The sequence below is a fragment of the Komagataeibacter rhaeticus genome (assembly GCF_003207855.1).
GTDB lineage: Bacteria > Pseudomonadota > Alphaproteobacteria > Acetobacterales > Acetobacteraceae > Komagataeibacter > Komagataeibacter rhaeticus.
The window spans coordinates 177,331-190,050 of record NZ_NKTZ01000003.1 but is presented as its reverse complement, the minus strand read 5'-3'; the positions used below and the strand labels follow the sequence as shown (position 1 = coordinate 190,050).

General features: G+C 60.3%; 12 protein-coding genes. 9 read left to right on the top strand and 3 right to left on the bottom strand.

The window, feature by feature from the left end; translation table 11 throughout:
- Positions 1-201 precede the first annotated feature (201 nt).
- The 4 genes from CFR78_RS05055 to CFR78_RS05040 all read left to right on the top strand — a co-directional run bounded on the left by CFR78_RS05055 (position 202) and on the right by CFR78_RS05040 (position 5,603).
- The gene (locus CFR78_RS05055) at positions 202-2,133 is read left to right on the top strand and encodes a CocE/NonD family hydrolase (RefSeq protein ID WP_371440395.1); all 1,932 of its coding nucleotides are present in this window, start codon (positions 202-204) and stop codon (positions 2,131-2,133) included.
- 8 nt (positions 2,134-2,141) lie between these two features.
- Positions 2,142-3,665, top strand: coding sequence for a peptide MFS transporter (locus CFR78_RS05050; RefSeq protein WP_051671953.1), 1,524 nt, complete (start codon positions 2,142-2,144; stop codon positions 3,663-3,665).
- Positions 3,666-3,729: 64 nt separating this feature from the next.
- Positions 3,730-4,512 (top strand): CDP-diacylglycerol diphosphatase, encoded by a 783-nt coding sequence (locus tag CFR78_RS05045; protein WP_181417488.1) that lies wholly within the window; start codon positions 3,730-3,732, stop codon positions 4,510-4,512.
- A 290-nt stretch (positions 4,513-4,802) separates the two neighbouring features.
- Complete coding sequence (locus CFR78_RS05040) at positions 4,803-5,603, top strand: SDR family NAD(P)-dependent oxidoreductase (RefSeq protein ID WP_051671952.1); 801 nt, start codon at positions 4,803-4,805, stop codon at positions 5,601-5,603.
- 21 nt (positions 5,604-5,624) lie between these two features.
- Here the strand turns inward: CFR78_RS05040 and CFR78_RS05035 are convergent, their stop codons facing one another.
- Both CFR78_RS05035 and CFR78_RS05030 read right to left on the bottom strand, forming a co-directional pair.
- The gene (locus CFR78_RS05035; RefSeq protein ID WP_240471285.1) at positions 5,625-6,116 is read right to left on the bottom strand and encodes a DUF3574 domain-containing protein; all 492 of its coding nucleotides are present in this window, start codon (positions 6,114-6,116) and stop codon (positions 5,625-5,627) included.
- A gap of 169 nt (positions 6,117-6,285) precedes the next feature.
- On the bottom strand, positions 6,286-6,669 hold the full coding sequence (locus tag CFR78_RS05030; protein ID WP_007398206.1) for a VOC family protein: 384 nt from the start codon (positions 6,667-6,669) through the stop codon (positions 6,286-6,288).
- Positions 6,670-6,855: 186 nt separating this feature from the next.
- Here CFR78_RS05030 and CFR78_RS05025 point away from each other — a divergent pair, with 186 nt between their 5' ends.
- Entirely contained in the window at positions 6,856-7,545 is a 690-nt protein-coding gene (locus tag CFR78_RS05025; protein WP_034926327.1) for a YfdX family protein, read from the top strand.
- Between the two features lie 195 nt (positions 7,546-7,740).
- On the opposite strand, the gene CFR78_RS05020 is transcribed toward CFR78_RS05025, so the two are convergent.
- The gene (locus CFR78_RS05020; RefSeq protein ID WP_034926351.1) at positions 7,741-8,205 is read right to left on the bottom strand and encodes a hypothetical protein; all 465 of its coding nucleotides are present in this window, start codon (positions 8,203-8,205) and stop codon (positions 7,741-7,743) included.
- A 342-nt stretch (positions 8,206-8,547) separates the two neighbouring features.
- Between CFR78_RS05020 and CFR78_RS05015 the strand changes: the two genes are divergently transcribed.
- The 4 genes from CFR78_RS05015 to CFR78_RS04990 all read left to right on the top strand — a co-directional run bounded on the left by CFR78_RS05015 (position 8,548) and on the right by CFR78_RS04990 (position 12,716).
- Positions 8,548-8,850 carry a con-10 family general stress protein gene (locus CFR78_RS05015; protein WP_034926324.1) on the top strand — a complete coding sequence of 101 codons (303 nt, stop codon included), beginning with the start codon at positions 8,548-8,550 and terminating at the stop codon, positions 8,848-8,850.
- 152 nt (positions 8,851-9,002) lie between these two features.
- Positions 9,003-9,536: a DUF4142 domain-containing protein gene (locus CFR78_RS05010; RefSeq protein ID WP_034926322.1), complete on the top strand. Its 534-nt coding sequence runs from the start codon at positions 9,003-9,005 to the stop codon at positions 9,534-9,536.
- Between the two features lie 951 nt (positions 9,537-10,487).
- Complete coding sequence (locus CFR78_RS04995) at positions 10,488-12,260, top strand: CHASE2 domain-containing protein (protein ID WP_167331809.1); 1,773 nt, start codon at positions 10,488-10,490, stop codon at positions 12,258-12,260.
- 99 nt (positions 12,261-12,359) lie between these two features.
- Positions 12,360-12,716: a hypothetical protein gene (locus CFR78_RS04990; protein ID WP_034932877.1), complete on the top strand. Its 357-nt coding sequence runs from the start codon at positions 12,360-12,362 to the stop codon at positions 12,714-12,716.
- Positions 12,717-12,720: the final 4 nt, after the last annotated feature.

Below are 12,720 nucleotides of genomic sequence, written 5' to 3'. Positions count from 1 at the left end.
GGCGCCCGGGGGCGGTTCATGCCCGACCACCGCGCCGGGCGGATACGGATCTGCGCGTACGTTTTTTTGCATTTGCCGTGCTTGGGAACAGGGGGGGAATATGTATGATCGGCAGCAACATAAATAATACCCTGTCGGTAATTGCGGAGTGATACTGAAGTGAAACGGTTTTCCTGGCGGCGCCTGCCGTCCGTTGCAATGATGATGGTGGCCTGTCTTTCATCCGGAGCGCTGGCGGCGCAGGACCCGGCAGGCAGTGCGGATGGCGCATCGCAGGATGTGCAGACCGGGTCCGATATTCCGGCCCATGTCACCTTTCCCACCGCGGCGCGCAACTACATCAAGCGTGACGTGATGATTCCGATGCGTGATGGCGTGAAACTGCATACGGTCATTGTCATCCCGAAGGATGCGGCCAATGCGCCCATGCTGCTGACACGCACGCCCTACCATGCCTCGCAGCGCGCCAACCGCATTCCCGATGCGCCGGACATCCGCTCCATCCTGCCACAGGGCGATGATGCGTTTGTCGAAGCGGGTTATATCCGCATATTCCAGGATATCCGCGGCAAATACGGGTCGGAAGGTGATTATGTCATGACCCGTCCGCCGCGTGGCCCGCTCAACCCGACAAAGACGGATGAGACGACCGATGCGTGGGACACGATTGAATGGCTGGTCCATAACGTACCGCAGGGCAACGGGCGCGTGGGCATGCTGGGTTCGTCCTATGAAGGATTCACGGTCGTCATGGCGCTGCTTGACCCGCATCCCGCGCTGAAGGTTGTGGCCCCCGAAAGCCCCATGGTGGATGGCTGGATGGGGGATGACTGGTACCATTACGGTGCGTTCCGTCAGGCGGGGCTGGACTACTTTACCGCCCAGATGACCGTGCGCGGGGAGGGCAGCACCATCCCGCGTGTCGATCATGACGACTATACCAATTTCCTCAACGCAGGCTCGGCGGCCCGGTTCGCGCATGATGCGGGGCTGGACCAGTTCCCGTGGTGGCAGCGCATGCTGGCGCATCCGGCCTATGATGCCTTCTGGCAGCAGCAGGCGCTTGATCACCTGCTGGCCCAGCGCAAGGCCACCGTGCCCATGCTGTGGGAACAGGGCCTGTGGGATCAGGAGGACATGTGGGGCGCCATCCATTCATGGCAGGCATTGCAGGCGGCAAAGCCCGCCGTGCCCAACGTGCTGGTCATGGGGCCGTGGCGGCATAGCCAGGTAAACTATAACGGGTCCTCACTGGGGCCATTGCAGTGGAATGGTGATACCGCATCTCAGTTCCGCCATGACGTGCTGCGCCCGTTCTTTGACCAGTACCTGCGCCCCGGTGCGGCCCCCGTCCACCTGCCGCAGGCCATCATCTACAATACGGGTGAAAACCACTGGGATTATATCGATCACTGGCCCAAGGCGTGCGAGGCGCACTGCACCCATCCGCTGCAGCCCTTCTTCATGCAGGCGGGGCAGGGGCTGTCCACCAGCAGGCCAGTCCAGTCCACGCAGGGCGGTCAGGGCATGGACCAGTATATATCCGACCCGGCGCATCCGGTTCCCTTCCTGCCGCGTCCGTTCGCCTTTCCCACCGATTCAGACCGGTGGAAGACATGGCTGGTGCAGGACCAGCGCTTTACCGAAAGCCGCCCCGATGTGCTGACCTATGAAACCCCGGTGCTGACGGCCCCGGTAAGGGTAAGTGGCGTGCCGGTGGCCGACCTGTATGCCGCCACCACCGGGTCGGACGCGGACTGGGTGGTCAAGGTGATTGACGTCAATCCCCCCACCACCGCCGACCGCCCCGAAATGGGGGGGTATGAACTGGCGGTTTCCATGGATATTTTCCGTGGCCGCTACCGGCAGGGCTTTGACAGGCCCACCGCCGTGACCCCGGGCGAGATCACGCAGTACCGCTTCACGCTGCCCGCCGTGAACCATGTGTTTGAACCGGGGCACCGGATCATGGTCCAGATTCAGTCCAGCCAGTTCCCGCTTTATGACCGTAACCCGCAGAAATTCGTGCCCAATATCCTGAAGGCCGACAAGGCGGATTTTATCACGGCTACCCAGAGCATCTATCGTGATCCCGCCCATTCCAGTGCCGTATGGCTGCCGGTGGTACCCTGAGCGCGGAGATGGCTGGGCAGATCAGTGAAACGGGCGTGGCGCCATCCCCCACGTCCGGTCCGCGCCCGCAATCCCGGGCGCCCGCCTTCCATGTCGTGCTGGCGATAGAGATATGGGAGCGATTCGGTTTTTACGGCATGCAGGCCATCCTGCTGCTGTACATGATCCAGAAACTGGGCATGCGGGATGCGCAGGCCAACATGCTGTGGGGCAGTTTTGCCGCCATGACCTATGCCGCCCCGGTTGTGGGCGGCTGGCTGGGTGACCGGGTCCTGGGTTCACGGCGGACGATGGTGGTGGGCGGTATCGTGCTGGCGACGGGCTACCTGCTGCTTGGCGCGCTGAGTGGTACCGCCCGCGCGCTGTTCGTCAGCATGGCCGTGATTGCGGTCGGCAATGGCCTGTTCAAGCCCAATTCATGCAATATGGTGAACATCATCTATCGCGGGCAGGACCAGAAGCTGGATGTTGCTTTCACGATATATTACATGTCGGTCAATATCGGCTCCACCTTCTCGCTTTTCCTTGTCCCGCTCATGCAGCAGTATTTTGGCTGGGCGGCGGCCTTCATGTTCTGCGGCGCAGGGCTGCTGCTGGGGGTAGGGGGCTATTTCATCCGCCAGCGTCGGCTGGAGGCCATCGGTACCGCGCCTGATTTCCGGCCGCTGCCATGGCGGCATGGCCTGCTGGTTGCGGGCGGGGCCGGGGTGGTGATCGCGCTGATGGCGCGGGTCTTTGCGTCCACTTCCATTCAGGGGGTGCTGGTGGTCGCATCCGGCATGGTGATCATCCTTGTGTGGATGACGGTGTACGCACGGGCGGCGGCGCATGAACGGCCGGGGTTGCGGATCATGTATCTGCTTACCTTTCAGGTGGCGCTGTATTTCGTGTTCTACCAGCAGATGGTAACGTCCCTTACCCTGTTTGCGCTGCGCAACGTGGGCAAGGATTTCACACTGCTGGGCGTGCGTCTTTTTTCCATGTCGGCCGGGCAGTTCCAGGCGTTCAACCCGCTATGGATCATGCTGGGCACGCCATTGCTGATCACGGCCTATAACTGGCTGGGGCGGCGCAGGGCGGACATCAGCATCGCGGGCAAATTCGTCATCGGCTTTTTCTGTGTCACGCTTTCGTTCCTGGCGTGGTGGCTCAGTACCGTGCTGTCGCCTTCGGCCTATGTCTCGCCATGGGTGATGCTGTTTGGCTATGGCCCGCTTTCCATAGGCGAACTCATGATCAACAGCCTTGGGCTTGCGGCCATCGCGCGCTACGTGCCCGCGCGCATCAGTGCCTTCATGGCGGGATGTTATTATGTGCTGATCGGCTTTGCCATGTATGTCGGCAGTATTGTCGCCAACATGGCGGCGGTGGACAATGCATCCGGGCTGGATGCCGCACGCACGCTGATGATCTATGGCGGCCTGTTCCGCACCCTCGCCTTCATGGCGGGGGCGGCTACGGTGGTGTTCGCCCTGCTGCTGCCCGTGGTCAGACGATGGGAGGGGGCCAGCATCGGGGCACGGAGGCCCTAGCCCGCGGCAGGCGCGGGTGTCCTGCCGCGCCGGGGCTGGTTTTTTTCGTTACGGTATGCCCATCATGGCAGGCGCGCTGGTGGTGGGAGAGCGGATGAAACGGATGGGAGTAGTGGCCGGACTTGTACTGGCCCATATCGTGGCGGGCAGTGTCCCGGCCCATGCGGACCCGGATGTGCTGTGGCATATCGTGCATGAACGCTGTGACGTACCACCCGGTGCGGCCCATGCGGGCATACCGTGTGAGGAGACGGACCCCCACGCGGGCTATGCCGTGCTGAAGGATCGGGAGGGTGCCACCCAGTACCTGCTGATTCCGACCCGACGGGTAACCGGCATGGAAGATCCCGCCATTATCCGTGATGATGCGCCCGACTACCTTGCCCATGCCTGGCGGCAGACCGCGCGGGTCAACCGCAGGCTGCCCCGTCCCCTGCCGCCCGAGGACCTGTCACTTGCCATCAATTCGCTCTATGGCCGCAGCCAGAACCAGTTGCATGTGCATGTTGACTGTATCCGTCCCGATGTGAAGGTGGCGCTGCACTGGGCGCTGCCCCGTCTGGGGCCGGGCTGGGTCACGCTGCCGCTGGATGGGCATCCGTACCGTGCCCGCCTGCTTGCGTCCTCCAGCCTGTCCGGCGTACGGCCGCTGGGCATGCTGGCGCGCGAAATGGCCGATCCCGCGCATGAAATGGGCTTTCATACGCTGGTGATTGCGGGAATTGTCCTGGCCGGGGGGCAGCAGGGCTTTGTCATGCTGGACGACCGCGCGGACCCGCATGCCGGTGACCGTGCCTCGGGCGAGGACCTGCAGGACCATACCTGCCAGATCCAGCATTTTCCCTAGAGACCGCCTGAAAACAGACACTTGCTTCAAAGCAATAAAAATTTTCGGATGCCGCCATTTTTCAAAAAGGCGGCATGTCCTGAAGCATTTCGGGGCCGTTCCATCATATGACCTGTCTGGGTCCCGGTCGTGCATGCCCGGGATTAGGCGGGTTTCACGTTTTCCTGTAATGTCATGACAGAGAACCGCCTGGGGTGTGAACCGTTCTGTCCCCCTGTGGCGGGCGCAGGCAGGCAGGCTTTCGGGGTTTCGGCCTGCGCTGAACATGTTCGACAATCAGGGAAACATACATGTCTGGTGAGCATCTTCCATTTTCCGGAAAAGTGGCGCTTGTGACGGGTGCGGCTGGCAATATCGGTCTGGCAACGGCAAGGCGGCTGGCCCTGATGGGCGCGGACCTGGCACTGCTGGATCTTGACCATGCGAAGCTTGAACAGGCGCGTGCGGACCTGAACGGCCATGACGTGCGCATCAGCATTCATACCTGTGACGTGACGGACAACACGCAGGTCAGCCAGGTGGTTGACGCCGTGGTGCGTGGGATGGGGCAGATTGATTTCCTGTTCAACAATGCCGGCTATCAGGGGGCTTTCGCACCCGTGCAGGATTATCCGGAAGCCGATTTTGCCCGTGTCATGCAGATCAATGTATGTGGCGCGTTCCATGTATTGCGGCATGTGACGGCGCATATGGTCACGCGCGGGTTTGGCCGGATTGTCAATACCGCAAGCATGGCGGGCGTGCAGGGGCCGCCGAACATGGCGGCCTATGGTGCGTCCAAATTCGCCATCATCGGCCTGACGGAAGTGGCGGCCAAGGACCTGGCGCCCCATGGCATCCGTGTCAATGCCATAAGCCCCGCCTTCATGGGGCCGGGCTTCATGTGGGACCGGCAGGTGGAACTGCAGGCCAGGGCGGGCAGCCAGTATTTCTCCACTGACCCGACGGAGGTCGCGCGCCAGATGATCGGCAGCATTCCAATGCGCCGCTATGGCAGTATTGATGAAATACCGGGTGTGGTCGCTTTCCTGCTGGGCGAGGATTCCAGTTACATGACCGGCGTGAACCTGCCCATTTCCGGCGGGATCTGAACAGGCAGGTTTCGGTGGCCGCTAGAACGCGGCGCAGCCTGCCGTTACCACCAGCCCCACGGACTGCTGGGCAAAGCGCTGGCGGTAGACCTGCCGGATGGTATCAAGCCGTGCCTGCAGGTCTGGCGCGGGCGGGGTGACGATCCATACGATCCGGGAGGGTTCGCGGCCGACCCTGCCGCTGACGCGGTTCTGCCACTGCCCGTCGCCACGCAGGACGGTCAGGCCCGCGGGAAAGCGCGGGGTCACGACCTCACGCATGAAGGTGTTCCATTCGCGTGTGGTGATGCGGCCGCCGCCATCGGGGCGGTGCTGGCCGAACAGAAGGGTGATTTCCACCTGTGGCTCCGCCTGCAGCCCCATGCACGGCGCGGGCTGGGCCGTGGCATCGGGTACCCGTGCCACGCAGGGGGAGGCGGCAAGGGGGGCCAGCCCCGCCAGCACGGCAATGCACAGGCCCCGCCATCCCCGTATGGAAAAAGAAGGAGAAGGCGATGTCCCCGCTGCCGTCATGTCATCTGTCCCTGTTGCCGCGCTGGCGCGCATGAAGTCAGGGGCAGGATACTGTCTTTTGCGGCACCGTGCCAGCCCCGGCCGGAGCGAAGGGTCATCCATGGCAATATGTGGGAACGCGGTGAATGTTCCCTTCTTTCCGTTTGCCGTCATCCTGCCCGGGACGGTTTTACGCCTTGACGCGATGGAGCGCGCACAGCTTGTTGCCGGTCGGGTCGCGCAGATAGGCAAGATACAGGTCGCCCGTGGGCAGGTGGCGGATGCCCGGCGGGTCTTCACAGGTCACGCCGCCATTGGCCACGCCTGCCGCATGCCATGCATCGACCGCCTGTTCGGAAGCGGCGGCAAAGCCGATGGTGCCACCATTGGCCGCCGTGGCCGGCTGGCCATTGACGGGCCTGGTCACGATCAGGCGGCCCGTGTCGGTTGCATAGACCAGCCGGCCTTTGGCATTGACTTCCGCAGAAGCCACGCCAAGGGCACCCAGCGTTGCGTTATAGAATTTCCTGGAGGCCGCGATGTCATTCGAACCGATGGTGATATGGCTGAACATGGATGCTTCCTGTATGATGGAACGGAGCGCGATCATGGCATGGCCGCCGTTCTGGCGACAACCATGCCTGTTGCCATGCGGGCCGGTAACAGGAATGGACCGGGATACGAAATTTTGTAACACTCTGTCATGACCGGCGATAAGGCTGGTCCGGACCGGATATCAGCTAGGCTGAAAAGGAAAAACATGCGTTTTATTGCTTCACTGGCCATCACGGCAGGTCTGGCTGCGGCACCGTTTGCCGCACAGGCGGCGTCGCTGCATACGGATTGGGAAAAATACAAGGCCACCCGTGCCTTCAATCACCTGTCAGCGGATGGCCAGCGCGCGATGGTCGATATCCTGAACGCAAAGCAGGTGCTTGACGCGGGCCAGACCGAGCAGGCCATCCCCGCCCTGTATGACGCCACCAGGCGGCTGACCGCGGCAGGCAAGGCCAATGCCAAGTTCATGGCCGCCGAAACCGCCCTGCATCCTGCCCCACAGCATCCCGTTGCCAGCACCCATGTACCGGGCACGACCCCGGTAACATGGATCCCCGTTGGCGGGGAAATTGTGGGGAGTGAGACGCTGGCACCGGAAAAGAAGGCGGCCATCGCCACCGCCAACAGCCAGCTTCAGGCCGGCAATACCCAGCAGGCGGCCCAGAGCCTGCAGGTGGTGGGCGAGGATGCCGATTTCATCCTGGCGCTGGCCCCGCTTGAGCAGACGCAGGGTGCCATCAACCGTGCCAGTGTGTTTACCGAAGCCCGCAACCCCAGGGAAGCCTCCGCCGCCCTGCAGCAGGCCCTGGACGGACTGGTGTTCGTGTCGGAAGATTTTGCCGAGACGGCCATCCCGGCACAGGGCGGCAGGAACGCCGCACCCGGCAAGTAAGTGCGCGCCGGTCTTTACGTCACGTATTGACCGGCAATCCTGTCAGAACCGGAACGCCGCCTTTGCTGACAAAGGCGGCGTTTCCTGTCTTTTCCTGAAAACAGGTTCCGCCAGGAATTGTCATGATCTGCGGCGCATCGCAACGGCGGGAGTCCGCAACGCATGCCGGCGGGCGCATGCGGCGTTACCGTTGGGTCAGTCGCCTCCTACCTTCTTCTTTTCGCGTTCGGCATCCACGCTCATGCGCTGGAATGCCCCCAGGGAAAGCACGATCAGCGTCGCCACCACCAGAAGCCCCGCGGGGTAAAGGATTTCCGTCGGTTCATTGGCCTTGGTCTCAAAAACGCCAACCAGCCCTTCTATGAATACGGCTATGATAATGGTGGTGATGAATTTGGTCAGGCTGGCACGGGCCTCGCCCAGGCTTTTCTTGCCGCTGGTCTGGATGACTTCCTCTTCCACGAAATACTTGGCCACGTCAAACACGGCCACTGCAATCACGACATAGCTTATGGTCTGCAGGATGGCGTTGCGCCCCGCATGCCATGACCGCCCGAGTGCGGCCACAAGGTCGATCATCCCGAATATGAGAAGGGCAAGCGCCAGCAGCATCAGCATGATGCTGGCGCAGGCGAAGGCAAAGCGTGACAGGTGCTGCATCATGTATTTCCCTGTTCTGCCGGTTGCGGGGTTCACGCCCACACATGCGTCTGCCGCCCCCCGGTTTCAAGCGCGCGGAATGGATGGCGCGGATCGGGACAGTGGCAAAAATATGAAGATGGATATTTATATTATGAATTCGATACGTATTGAGTTCACTTACCAATGAATATTTATTTTTTATTTTAAATAAAAATGAAACCGGTCGATGAAAACCCCGTTGGGGTCTGCACAGCGCGCCCTGCCGGCGATTGCTTTCCCATCCGGTCCCTCCGGGATGCGGGCATGGAGAAAAAACAAGGATCCCGTGTTGCCGCTGTGATCTGGAAAAGGTGAACGATCATGGTTTATCGCATCAACCTGCACGAGCGCACCAGTATACCCTCCCTGGCACCGGCGGATAGCCGAGGGGCTAACAATCCGGGCAACTTTGCCAATGACCGCAAGAAGGCGTCCGAAGCGGGCCACAAGGGGGGCCAGCACAGTTCGGGCAATTTTGCCCGGGACCCCGCCAGGGCGGCTGAAGCGGGCCGGAAGGGTGGCCAGCACAGCGCGGGCAATTTTGCTGAAAACCCGCAGCGCGCGGCGGAAGCCGGACGCAGGGGCGGCCAGCACAGTCATGACCACGACCACGAAAAGTCCTGAACTGTCAGGCGGAACCCGACAGGGTTCCGCCTTCCATGCCCTGCGGCCCGTGCGCCGCCCGGAGGGGAAACCATCTGGTTGCCATCCACGCCGGCGTGATGGCATGCACCGTACAGACAGGGATTTTATTTATAAATAGAAAGTAATTCCCAATGAAAAAAAGAAAAATGGCAATACTTGGGCTGGCCCTGTGCATGTCCGTGCCAGCGATGGCGCAGTCCATACCGGAAAAGGCGGGAATCAACTCCCTGATGGGTGTCGCGCCCCGCACGGCCGATTTCGTCCAGATCGCCACGATCAGTGACATGTTTGAAATACAGTCCAGTGAACTGGCGCTTCAGAACCACGATCCCGCGCTGACAGGTTTTGCCACGCGCATGATCGAGGATCACAAAAAGACATCCGCCGCCCTGCAGGACCTGCTGCACAGCGGCAACGTACAGCTTGCCCCGCCCACGGCCCTGGATGAAAGCCACCAGGACATGCTGGACAAACTGAAAAGCCTGCACGGCCGCGATTTTGCCCTGCAGTACCGAAGCGACCAGATTACGGCGCATCAGGATGCCGTATCGCTGTTCCGGCGTTATGGCGAAGGTGGCGAGAACGCAAGTCTCAAGACATGGGCCAGCAATACCCTGCCCACGCTTGAAAACCATCTGCAGGCGGCACGCGCCCTGCCGCAGTAAACATGGCACATGTCGCCATACGGCGCATCCTGCGGGCCGATGGAATGCAGGGTTCGTACAGCATGGCATGCCGGATACAGGAGAAGGAATTATTCCAATGGCATACAGATCGGATGGCACAGATCGGTCGTCACGTCCCGCCGGTGAGGATCGTGACCTTCCCCTTGCAACTTCCCAGCAGAAAAAACACGTCCTTATTGTCGGATGCATGGTTGTGTTCTTTGCCACGCTGATCGTTACGGCATGCCTGTATTTTCCGCATATCCCGCTTCCCCGCTTCTGACTGACGGGGCAGGGGGCATGCACCTTCTGCTCTGCTCTGCTCATGACCATGCGGTTCTGTTGCCATGCCGCCATCGTGGCCAAGGTCAGTACGCGGGTGGCCCTGACCGGACTGCGCGCGGGTCCATGAACGCCCCCTTTCGCAGGGGGTGTTTTTTTATGCGCTCAGGATATTCCGGTCGAGCCTGTATTTTTATCAAGGTGCTGTTTTCAGGACTGTTTGATATCGCATAAGGTCTGTCGCAACGGGATGATATTATGGCGGGCATATATGAAAATTTCCTCGAATAATAAATAAATCATACTGCAATATATTGAAGCATAAATTTTCGTATTTTCGATAAAAAACACAAAAGAAGTCGTATTGATCAGGACCAGATAGATCCAGATTGCCATGGCACGGCCTGAAGGAATGGAAAAAATTCCTGTTTTCCATCATATGACCGGCTTGATAGCTTTTTTATAACTATAGGGTTTATAAATTATAACGCCATTTACCTGCATGAAGCGGTTGACAGGCTCTGTTAAAAAACGTAACAGGCGATTTTCAACCTGATTACACATAGTATTGCATTGTCAGATTCATTAAACCCACGCCCGTTTGTTACGGTAGAATCCCGCAAAGTCCGTTCCTGGTGGCATCCTGTATGTTACTTCGGAATAATGATCATGTTCTGGGTGCTGTTCAAACTGTTTGATCCGCTGGCAATGGAAAGTGCCACCAAGCAGTCATCCGCCCGTTTCCTGGCCGGTCTGTCCGATGCGTTCTATGGCATGCAGGATTCACCCGCGCGGGACCGTATCTCCGTGGTCGAAGTGACGGACAAGGACCTGAGTGGCGAATATTTCGCAACAACATGGCCGCTGACCTACGCCCGCCATGCCGAGGTGATTGACCGCATGCTGGATGCCGGCCCCGCGGCCATCATGGTTGATATCCGTTTCAACGCCGAACGTGCGGGCGAAAGCCTGCAGGATACCTTCGGCCCGGTCATCGCACGTGCGAAACGGATGGGGGTGCCGCTGTTCTTTGCCCGTGGCCAGCTGGGCGGGGGCTATGACGATCTGCCCGAACCGCTGACGCAGTCCCAGATCATCAATGGCTGGAAAATGCCCGCCGGTTTCTATCCGCTCCTGCTTGCGCCGCCCCCGCCGCAGGCGTCTGGTGATGATGACGGTGGCGACGGGGAAGAAGGGGAGGACGCGCCCAGGACCGTGCCGGTCGGCGCCTTCGCGCTGTATCGGACGCTCTGTGCCTCCGGCTGGCAGAAATCCTGTCCGGCGGATATGTCCGAACATACATTCGGGCAGCCGCTGGTGGAACGCTGGGGCCTGCGCGCGCCCAGATACCAGGACCTGTATGCCAAGACCGACGGCTGCCTGCCCGATATCCATGATATGCCCGTACTGCGTGTATGGGACGCCGCACGTATCGGGGCGCGTGCCCTGTTTGGTTATTTCAGCAAGGATATACGCCAGAAATGCCAGTATCATCTGACGGTCCCGGTCCGGTATCTGGACCGGAACCTGGAACCCGATGTCAGGAATCTGGAACCCGCCTTCAGGAACCGGGTGGTGTTTTACGGCACCCACATCAATGGCGACCACGATGTGGTGGATGTTCCCATGATCGGTCAGGAACCCGGGGTTCATGAGCATGCCATGGCCCTGGACAACCTGCTGACCTATAACGAACGTTATTTTCGCGAACCGGGTGAGTGGATCAGTACCAGGTGGCTGAAGATTGATTCGGCTGAATGTCTGGAATTCGTCGTCTGGCTTTTTATCGCCGCCTACAGCTACAGCATGATCCACGAACCGGTTTCCGTAAGCGCGCGTGCCAGCCGGGTCCTGACGGCGGCCTGCGTGGCCATGTCCGTCCTGCTGGGGGTGGCGACCAGCCTGTACGCCACGAACCCGGACCGGTGGCATATGCTGATGCTGCCGGCGCTGGGCCTGTTTGGCGTGGCCCTGGCGGCCTGGGCATATGCCCATCATGTAACGCGCAGCATCGGGCAATGGATAAGCACGAACCGCAGCCGTGCCATAATGGTGGCAGTCGTGTTTTCCGCCAGCCTGCTGGGGTTGGATGTCGGGCTGCTCCGTCACGGTACCTACGGGTTCTGGGCGCTGTTCCTGGTCTATGGCCTGCTGGCGGTGCTGCTGTGCCTGTCCATCCTTACTTCCGCTTCGAATGACCAGAATACGGGAAAGGAGAGAGAAAAAGGTAAACGGTATTATTTCAGCAAGCTGTTGCTCAGTGTGACCGTCGTGGCCGTGATGTTTGTCATTAACGAGGATTTACTGCTCTGGCCCATGGAAGACTGGATCGGTTTTGTCCTGCTGTGGCTGGCGCTGAGCGAGACGGGCGAGGATACGGGTTTTGTATGGAGCGTACTGACCCCGCTGACGGGTGAGAAAAAGCCCGAGGAAAACAGTTAGGCCACACAGTCCGATGCAGGCCCGCAGGCAGCATCGGCTGCCGGTGGCCGGTCCATTTCTCCAAATCCAACCTTAATACAGGATATGAAGAGTTCAAAAATGAAGAAGTATTTTATTGCCATGGCTCTGGCCATTCTGCCGTCCATCGCTTCGGCCGCGACGGTTCTGGGTACATTTGATCTGCCGACCGTCACCAGTTTTACCGCCAATGGCAAGCCGGCAGACAGGATTCCGGCATCAGCCGTTATTGGCAAGCCGGTCGTGGGTATTGTGCCGGGTGCTTACAAGCTGCTGAAGATCCAGACGGACCAGGGGGTCGTGCTTGTCCGTCCCGCCGCGGTCAAGGTTGATGTGCCGCCCAGCAGCCTGCCGATGCTGACCTGCAAGCAGGGCATTGCCCCCGGTATCGTCACCAGCCAGATGCGTGGCAGCAACGGCCTGACGGATGGATGCTGAACCA

Bases quoted from the DNA above. Each gene is read 5' to 3' on its own strand.
- CFR78_RS05055 (WP_371440395.1), top strand. From the start codon at position 202: ATGATGGTGGCCTGTCTTTCATCCGGAGCGCTGGCGGCGCAGGACCCG.
- CFR78_RS05050 (WP_051671953.1), top strand. From the start codon at position 2,142: ATGGCTGGGCAGATCAGTGAAACGGGCGTGGCGCCATCCCCCACGTCC.
- CFR78_RS05045 (WP_181417488.1), top strand. From the start codon at position 3,730: ATGGCAGGCGCGCTGGTGGTGGGAGAGCGGATGAAACGGATGGGAGTA.
- CFR78_RS05040 (WP_051671952.1), top strand. From the start codon at position 4,803: ATGTCTGGTGAGCATCTTCCATTTTCCGGAAAAGTGGCGCTTGTGACG.
- CFR78_RS05035 (WP_240471285.1), bottom strand. From the start codon at position 6,116: ATGACGGCAGCGGGGACATCGCCTTCTCCTTCTTTTTCCATACGGGGA.
- CFR78_RS05030 (WP_007398206.1), bottom strand. From the start codon at position 6,669: ATGTTCAGCCATATCACCATCGGTTCGAATGACATCGCGGCCTCCAGG.
- CFR78_RS05025 (WP_034926327.1), top strand. From the start codon at position 6,856: ATGCGTTTTATTGCTTCACTGGCCATCACGGCAGGTCTGGCTGCGGCA.
- CFR78_RS05020 (WP_034926351.1), bottom strand. From the start codon at position 8,205: ATGCAGCACCTGTCACGCTTTGCCTTCGCCTGCGCCAGCATCATGCTG.
- CFR78_RS05015 (WP_034926324.1), top strand. From the start codon at position 8,548: ATGGTTTATCGCATCAACCTGCACGAGCGCACCAGTATACCCTCCCTG.
- CFR78_RS05010 (WP_034926322.1), top strand. From the start codon at position 9,003: ATGAAAAAAAGAAAAATGGCAATACTTGGGCTGGCCCTGTGCATGTCC.
- CFR78_RS04995 (WP_167331809.1), top strand. From the start codon at position 10,488: ATGTTCTGGGTGCTGTTCAAACTGTTTGATCCGCTGGCAATGGAAAGT.
- CFR78_RS04990 (WP_034932877.1), top strand. From the start codon at position 12,360: ATGAAGAAGTATTTTATTGCCATGGCTCTGGCCATTCTGCCGTCCATC.